Source organism: Pantoea sp. CFCC18177 (assembly GCF_059412425.1).
On record NZ_JBNBPL010000005.1, the window covers coordinates 244,605 to 251,457 of the forward strand.

General features: G+C 52.9%; 8 protein-coding genes. 3 read left to right on the forward strand and 5 right to left on the reverse strand.

All coding sequences use genetic code 11. From position 1 onward, the window contains the following. Positions 1–24: 24 nt before the first annotated feature. Complete coding sequence (locus ACPUC8_RS07855; protein ID WP_494926000.1) at positions 25–852, reverse strand: MurR/RpiR family transcriptional regulator; 828 nt, start codon at positions 850–852, stop codon at positions 25–27. Positions 853–1,025: 173 nt separating this feature from the next. On the opposite strand from ACPUC8_RS07855, the gene ACPUC8_RS07860 reads away from it, so the two are divergent. Together ACPUC8_RS07860 and ACPUC8_RS07865 are read left to right on the forward strand one after the other, a co-directional pair. After that, positions 1,026–2,582 (forward strand): maltose/glucose-specific PTS transporter subunit IIC, encoded by a 1,557-nt coding sequence (locus ACPUC8_RS07860; protein WP_494926001.1) that lies wholly within the window; start codon positions 1,026–1,028, stop codon positions 2,580–2,582. Continuing rightward, complete coding sequence (locus tag ACPUC8_RS07865) at positions 2,579–3,268, forward strand: N-acetylmannosamine-6-phosphate 2-epimerase (protein WP_494926002.1); 690 nt, start codon at positions 2,579–2,581, stop codon at positions 3,266–3,268. The genes ACPUC8_RS07860 and ACPUC8_RS07865 overlap by 4 nt, the downstream gene beginning before the upstream one ends. A gap of 57 nt (positions 3,269–3,325) precedes the next feature. On the opposite strand, the gene ACPUC8_RS07870 is transcribed toward ACPUC8_RS07865, so the two are convergent. The 3 genes from ACPUC8_RS07870 to ACPUC8_RS07880 all read right to left on the reverse strand — a co-directional run bounded on the left by ACPUC8_RS07870 (position 3,326) and on the right by ACPUC8_RS07880 (position 5,426). Further along, positions 3,326–3,541 carry a YdgH/BhsA/McbA-like domain containing protein gene (locus ACPUC8_RS07870; RefSeq protein ID WP_034829885.1) on the reverse strand — a complete coding sequence of 72 codons (216 nt, stop codon included), beginning with the start codon at positions 3,539–3,541 and terminating at the stop codon, positions 3,326–3,328. Between the two features lie 280 nt (positions 3,542–3,821). Continuing rightward, entirely contained in the window at positions 3,822–4,133 is a 312-nt protein-coding gene (locus ACPUC8_RS07875; protein WP_494926003.1) for a cupin domain-containing protein, read from the reverse strand. A 165-nt stretch (positions 4,134–4,298) separates the two neighbouring features. After that, positions 4,299–5,426, reverse strand: a complete 1,128-nt coding sequence (locus ACPUC8_RS07880; RefSeq protein WP_494926004.1) for an MFS transporter — start codon at positions 5,424–5,426, stop codon at positions 4,299–4,301. Between the two features lie 135 nt (positions 5,427–5,561). Here ACPUC8_RS07880 and ACPUC8_RS07885 point away from each other — a divergent pair, with 135 nt between their 5' ends. Continuing rightward, the gene (locus ACPUC8_RS07885) at positions 5,562–6,311 is read left to right on the forward strand and encodes an IclR family transcriptional regulator (protein ID WP_494926005.1); all 750 of its coding nucleotides are present in this window, start codon (positions 5,562–5,564) and stop codon (positions 6,309–6,311) included. 53 nt (positions 6,312–6,364) lie between these two features. On the opposite strand, the gene ACPUC8_RS07890 is transcribed toward ACPUC8_RS07885, so the two are convergent. After that, positions 6,365–6,574 carry a YdgH/BhsA/McbA-like domain containing protein gene (locus ACPUC8_RS07890; RefSeq protein ID WP_039334245.1) on the reverse strand — a complete coding sequence of 70 codons (210 nt, stop codon included), beginning with the start codon at positions 6,572–6,574 and terminating at the stop codon, positions 6,365–6,367. Positions 6,575–6,853 lie beyond the last annotated feature (279 nt).

The following is a 6,853-nucleotide window of genomic DNA, read 5'->3' on the forward strand; positions in this document are numbered from 1 at the left end:
GTGCCGTCACGCACACCGCAATATTCAAATCAGCATCGGCAAGGTGGCACTGGCAGTTTGCTGGCTGGCCGTGACGTAATGCGTATCGTGCTTCATCAACTCCCCCATCAGCACCTCCACCAGCAACATCGCGCCCACTTTGCCACTGAGGGTGCCAGCATTGAGTGGTCCTTCGGGACGCGCAGCCACCAGTAGCATATCGGCCAGATTCCCCATTGGACTGCGCAGTGTGTTACTCAGCATCAACACCCGCGCCTTGCGCTTCTTCGCCACGTTGACCACATGCATGAGATCTTTGGTCGAGCCAGAGGCCGAGATCGCAATTACCAAATCGCCTTCACTTAATGTCGAGGCGTTCATCGCGGCACGATGCATATCACCAAACAGCTGTGCTGACTTGCCCAGGCGCAGCAGACGATAATGCAAATATTCACCGGTGATGGCGCTGGCAGCCACGCCGTAAATCTGGATAGACCGTGCCTGATGTATCTCCGTTGCCGCCTGGGTTAATACGTCACGATCAATAAACTTCCCGGTATCACGCAGCGCTTGCACTGACTCCTCAACTAACGCATCGATGCTGTCACCGCTGGTGGTAGCCGCTGGCTGATTCTGCTGCACATCCATTGCCAACGCCATTTTGAATTCGGTATAGCCTTTGCAGCCCAGATTTCGACAGAGGCGCGTCACGCTGGCCTCACTGGTGTCCGTCTCTTTCGCCAGTTCTGTGATGGTGAAATACAACACTTTATGCGGTTCGGTGAGGATGTAATCGCCCAGCTTTTGCAACGCCGGACTGTAGCCCGGCAAGCCCTGGCGTAAATGCAGCAAAATATTTTCATTGTCCGTCATGGCATCCTCCGTTGCACAAGTTCAATGGCGCTTAGTGTGCGCAAAGGTCCTGCTGTGCGCCAGCAGATTCGGTAATAAGTGAAAGCTATCACACAACTGGTAGTAATTTTCATCTCTTGGTGTAAGTTGTGATAATAATTTTTACCATAACAACACGTCGGGGATAAAAATTTATGTCAATGTTCAGCGGCTCCTCCTCCGGAGGATGGTTTGAGAAAGCACAACGTTTCGGTAAATCCTTTATGTTGCCGATCGCGGTTTTACCGGCTGCCGGCTTACTGCTCGGCATCGGCGGCGCGTTATCCAATCCCAATACCGTTAAGGCCTATCCGTTTCTGGATGTCGCCTGGTTGCAAGGTGTGTTCACCATCATGGCGAGTGCCGGTTCGGTGGTGTTTGCTAACCTCGCGGTGTTGTTTGCGGTAGGCGTCGCCGTGGGTTTGGCCAAAAGCGATAAAGGTACAGCCGGGCTGGCATCTCTGTTGGCGTATTTGGTGATGAACGCCACCATCAACGCGCTGTTGACGCTTACTGGCGTATTGGCCAGCAGCAATTTGAGTGCTGTCGGGCAAGGTATGGCGCTGGGCATTCAAACGCTGGAAACCGGCGTGTTTGGCGGCGTAGTGATTGGGCTGGTGACGGCGTTGTTGCATAACCGCTATAACAAAATCGCCCTACCGCAATTCCTCGGCTTCTTTGGCGGGTCGCGCTTTGTGCCGATCGTCAGTTCTTTTGTAGCGATTGTGGTCGGCGCGGCGATGACCCTTATCTGGCCTCATTTCCAGAAGATCATCTTCGGCATGGGAGGATTGGTTGAGGCGACGGGCTACTTTGGCACCTTCATTTACGGCTTTGTGCTGCGCATGCTGGGCCCATTTGGCCTGCATCACATTTTCTATTTGCCGTTCTGGACCACCGCGTTAGGCGGCAGCGAGATGGTGAACGGTCAACTGATTGAAGGCACGCAGCGCATCTTCTTTGCTCAGTTGGCCGATCCCAATACACAACAGTTCTATATCGGCACGGCACGTTTCATGTCAGGCCGCTTCATCACTATGATGTTCGGACTGATCGGTGCCTGTCTGGCGATGTATCACACCGCCAAACCCGAGAACCGCAAACGCGTCGCTGGCTTGCTGTTGTCGGCAGCACTGACATCATTTCTGACCGGCATCACTGAGCCGATTGAGTTCTCGTTCCTGTTTGTCGCGCCAGTGTTGTATGTGATCCATGCCGTGTTTGATGGTTTGGCCTTTATGATTGCCCACATTCTGCACATTACCATCGGACAAACCTTCTCCGGTGGTTTCATCGATTTCATATTATTCGGCGTGCTGCAAGGTGAAGCCAAAACGCATTGGATGTACGTGCCACTGGTTGGCGTACCTTGGTTCCTGCTCTATTACTTCACTTTTCGCTACCTGATTACTCGCTTCAATTTCAAGACCCCGGGCCGTGAAGATGTCAGCACGGAAAGCAGTGTCATGGCAGCGGGCGAGCGTCCCTTACAGGTAATCGAAGCGCTCGGTGGCAAAGCCAATATTGCAGAACTTGATTGTTGCGCCACGCGCCTGCGCATCACGCTGATTGACAGTTCTAAGCTGGATGAAGCCGCGCTGAAAGCCACTGGCGCCCGTGCGGTGATCCAACGAGGCAAAGGCGTGCAGGTGATTTATGGTCCGCACGTCACCATCATCAAAAATGAAGTAGAGGAGTTACTCGCGCTATGAAAGCAACCATGCTGGAGCAGATAAAGGGAAAGCTGGTGGTGTCATGTCAGGCACTGGAAAATGAACCCTTGCACAGCCCATTTATCATGTCGCGTATGGCATTGGCCGCTAAGCAAGGCGGTGCGGCAGGCATCCGCGCCAATAGTCTGGTGGATGTGCAACAGATCATGCAGACCGTTGATCTGCCGGTCATCGCCATTATCAAACGCGATTATCCCGGCAGTGAGGTGTATATCACCGCGACGATGAAAGAAGTGGATGAGCTTATGGTGGCTAACCCGGCGATGATCGCACTCGATGCCACGCTGCATCCGCGGCCGGGGGAACATCAACTGCCGCAGCTGGTGGCCGCCATTCGTCACCGCTATCCACAGTTATTGTTGATGGCGGATATCGCCACATTAGAGGAAGCTGAGCAGGCTGCAGAGCTGGGTTTTGACTGCGTGGGCACCACCTTACACGGCTATACCCGTGAAACACAGGGCGCATATCTGGCAGCCGAAGCGTTCGACTTTCTGCGTAAAGTGCTGGCAGCCGTCAAAGTGCCCGTGATCGCCGAGGGCAATGTGGAGACGCCGGAGATGGCGGCACAGTGTTTAAAACTGGGTGCGCATGCCGTGGTAGTGGGTGGCGCCATTACGCGGCCACAGCAAATCACGCAGCGATTTGTAAAAGCGATAGGCTAACGCCAAAAACAGCAAAGCCGCCCGGAGGCGGCCTTAACGCTAAAGCTTGAAACGAACTTATTTGTACAGTTCTGCAGTCATGTGCACACGGTTATTGGTGTTAGCTTCAGTGATTTTATACTGTGCGCCCTGCTGCTGTGCGACTGCAGCAACTTTAGCTTCTGCACCGTCCAGCGTTGAAGATTCAACTGAGATGCTCTGTGCAAAACTGGCAGCAGACATCAGTGAAAGAGCAGCGGCAGCGGCGATAGTCAGTGTTTTGATGGTTTTCATGGTCATATTCCTTAGGGTTGTTGATGAAGGCTGTGTGCCTTCGATGGAAACAATAATACCTTACGTTACCATCACCATATTAACTATTAGTGCGATCATGATGATCGCACTAATAATTAATCAAGGAACAATGACCGACCTGATCATCTATTCTTCTATGTTATCCACAATTCAGGTGAAAAGAGTGCCCGCCAACCTGTGGATAAATCAGGATTTCCCGCCAGCAACGCCTGCTGAGCAGCAGTGGCGTTTTTTTGTTCGCTTTAGTCATCCGGTGGCTCTATTCGGAATCTTCTTTTTCGATCACCAGCACACGCGCGGCACCTTGTGGATGGGCTACGTGCTCGGTGCCTATGCTGGCAAAGAAAATATCACCGACATTCAGCTTCACTTTTTGCACTTCGCCCCATTCGCGATACTGCATCTCGACGACGCCATCCAGCACCACAAACACTTCCTCGCCGTCATTGATGTGCCAGCGGTAAGGTTTATCCGTCCAGTGCAGGCGCACGCTGGTGCCGTCGAAATTGGCGATATCTAATGCATCCCATGCCCGAGCGGGGCTGAAGTTTTTGCTAATAATGGTTTTCATAGGTTGCCTGAGCAGAACAGTAGTGAATGCCCAGACTACAGAGAAGTGAAATACGTTTTGGGACAAGCCGCGACCCTTTACGGACAAAGCACTAACACGCTCCCGCTCCTGTAGGGTGCGGCCTTCAGGCCGCCCGCAGCCGCAGGGGCTTGCCAGGTCACGCCCCTACTCTCTAAACGCGAATTTGCGTACCGCCGCAATGCTTCCCCCGGCAAACAGCGCTGCCGCGATAAACACCATCGAAATGTTACCCGGAATGTAAGCCATAAACGCGGCAAGAAACTGGCCGGAAAAGATCGCCATCGACAATCGAGCCAGTTGACGACCACGTTCTTGCGGTTGGCTGGTTTCCACGGTCATATGATTCACCAAGGGTACTGACAGACCAAATCCCATCCCCAGCAAAATACCACCAGGCAGGCACAGCAAGATATTGGGGGCTGCGGCAAACTCAAGATGCGCCAGCACATAACAGATGAACGCCATAATCAATGTGGGATAAGGGCCAAATTGCAGTGCAACGTGCGGCATCAGCGCCGCGGCCAGAACCGCCACCAGCGAAACAAATGAGAGGAAATAGCCAATGTGTGCGGCATCCACACCCTCAGTCGCAAAGCGTTGTGGCAGCATGATGATGGCGGTGAAGAAACAGATCATCGAACAGAGCGCCGCCAGCAATACTGGACGTAACAAGCGATCGCTGTTTGTTGTGCTCTCCGCCCCCGCTTCTGCGACGATTTGCCGTGCAGGACGCGGAACACAAACCACGACCAGCGCCAACAGCAACCACGAGAACAGATAAAGTCCGTAGGGCAAGCGCCAGTTGATCGCCGCCAGAATCCCTCCGATAAACAGAAACACCACGCCACCTAGCTCAATCGCCATGCCCTGACGCGCCATCATCTTAAGACGCGCCTCTGCCTGGAAGAAGCTGGCTATCAAGCTGGTGCCAGCTGACATCACGATGGCTGTTGCTGCCCCCAACAACAGGCGATCAACGAATTGCAGTGCCGCGCCCGGCAACCACACACCAGCGACACCTAAGCCTCCGTAGCAAAAAAGCCCGATAAGCAGCAGCGGCCAGGCTCCCCAGCGATCTATTGCGCGCCCTGCCAGCGGTCCCGCCAGCACCACACCCAATGCAGGTAACGTCACTAACCAGTTGGCCAGATGCGCCACCTCAAGCTGTGCGGCGATTTCGCTTAATCCCGGCACAATCACGCACCCCACCATGATGGTCAGACAACTGACCGACAATAACGTTATTGCAGCTGCAGGCTTGATCATTGACATCATTACACCTATCCGAATAATGGAATTTATATCCATATAACGGACAGTAGTGTTGAGGTAATTCTGCTTGATGTCAATCACTACCCCTCATTGTGATAGAGTCTGAGTTTCGTAAATTGATGAAACGGATGAATAATGGTTGCAGATAATGAGGCTAACGGTTCACAAGTTATTGCACGTGCAGCGACCATTTTACGGGCGTTAGAAACGCGCCCTTCTGGGCTATCCATGTCAGAACTGGCAAAACTGACCGCTCTGCCTCGTACTACCGTGCATCGACTGGTCACGTCACTGATCGCTCAGCAACTGCTGCTGCAAGATAATGATGGGGTAAAACTGGGTCCTGCATTGGCGCGCCTCGCCGCCTCCGCGCATACCGATATTATCGCACTTGCCCAACCGGCGATGGAAACCCTCGGACGTCGTACCCGTGAAACGGTGGATCTCTGCGTCTGGCGCGGCAGCCATACGGTGCTGGTCAGTCAATATGCTTCCGATCAGGAGTTACGTGTTGTTTCCCCGATCAGTACTGCGTTCCCCTCCCACTGTGCCGCGCATGGTAAAGCGCTGTTGGCGGAACAAAGCCCAGAAGCTGTTACCACTTTATTGCCGCAATTAAACGAACTGAGGACATTGCAAACACTGAAAAGCCCTCAGCAGATGTTGAAGGCGATTGAGCAGATTCGTCAGCAAGGCTATGCGGTTGATCGGGAGGAACATGCGCGCGGAGTGTGTGGTGTCAGTGTGGCATTACAAACTGGGCCGGGAGAACGCTATGCGCTCGCTATCGCGGTGCCCGCCTTACGTTTCGATGAGCAGTTTACTCAGCTTGTGGCGGCCTTAATGCAGGCTAAAGCCGAAATCGAGACGTTAGTGGCGCGCTGAGATACAAATGACAAAGCCGCCCGAGGGCGGCCTTAATATCGTTAACGGCGAAATTATTTGTACAACTCAGCAGTCATGTGCACGCGGTTGTTGGTGTTAGCTTCAGTGATTTTGTACTGTGCGCCTTGTTGTTGAGCAACAGCAGCAATTTTCGCTTCTGCACTGTCCAGAGTGGAAGCATCAACAGAGACGCTTTGTGCGAAGCTGGCGAAAGAAACTACGCTAAGAGCGGCAACTGCAACGAAAGTTTTGATAGATTTCATGGTCATTTCCTCAGATTTAATTTTCAGTTAGTGAGGCGTTCTGCCTCGATGTGAGAAATATTAGACCTGAGAGCGCCAGAGTAAAAGATGATCATTTTGCTGAAGTTATTCTATAAATTTGAACATTAAAAATCACAGCAATCGCCTAATACATTTCATTTAAGAACTCAGGCGGCTTATTGATAAGTGGCCTGTCTTTTCAGTGCGGGCTCTGCCGCCACTACTGCCCCCTCTGGGCCGTCCTCGCGCCGCTAAAGCGGTACCTTCGACTTCCACGTC

Coding starts and splice junctions, on each gene's coding strand:
- ACPUC8_RS07880 (WP_494926004.1), bottom strand. CDS start 5,426: ATGTCAATGATCAAGCCTGCAGCTGCAATAACGTTATTGTCGGTCAGT.
- ACPUC8_RS07860 (WP_494926001.1), top strand. CDS start 1,026: ATGTCAATGTTCAGCGGCTCCTCCTCCGGAGGATGGTTTGAGAAAGCA.
- ACPUC8_RS07855 (WP_494926000.1), bottom strand. CDS start 852: ATGACGGACAATGAAAATATTTTGCTGCATTTACGCCAGGGCTTGCCG.
- ACPUC8_RS07865 (WP_494926002.1), top strand. CDS start 2,579: ATGAAAGCAACCATGCTGGAGCAGATAAAGGGAAAGCTGGTGGTGTCA.
- ACPUC8_RS07885 (WP_494926005.1), top strand. CDS start 5,562: ATGGTTGCAGATAATGAGGCTAACGGTTCACAAGTTATTGCACGTGCA.
- ACPUC8_RS07875 (WP_494926003.1), bottom strand. CDS start 4,133: ATGAAAACCATTATTAGCAAAAACTTCAGCCCCGCTCGGGCATGGGAT.
- ACPUC8_RS07870 (WP_034829885.1), bottom strand. CDS start 3,541: ATGAAAACCATCAAAACACTGACTATCGCCGCTGCCGCTGCTCTTTCA.
- ACPUC8_RS07890 (WP_039334245.1), bottom strand. CDS start 6,574: ATGAAATCTATCAAAACTTTCGTTGCAGTTGCCGCTCTTAGCGTAGTT.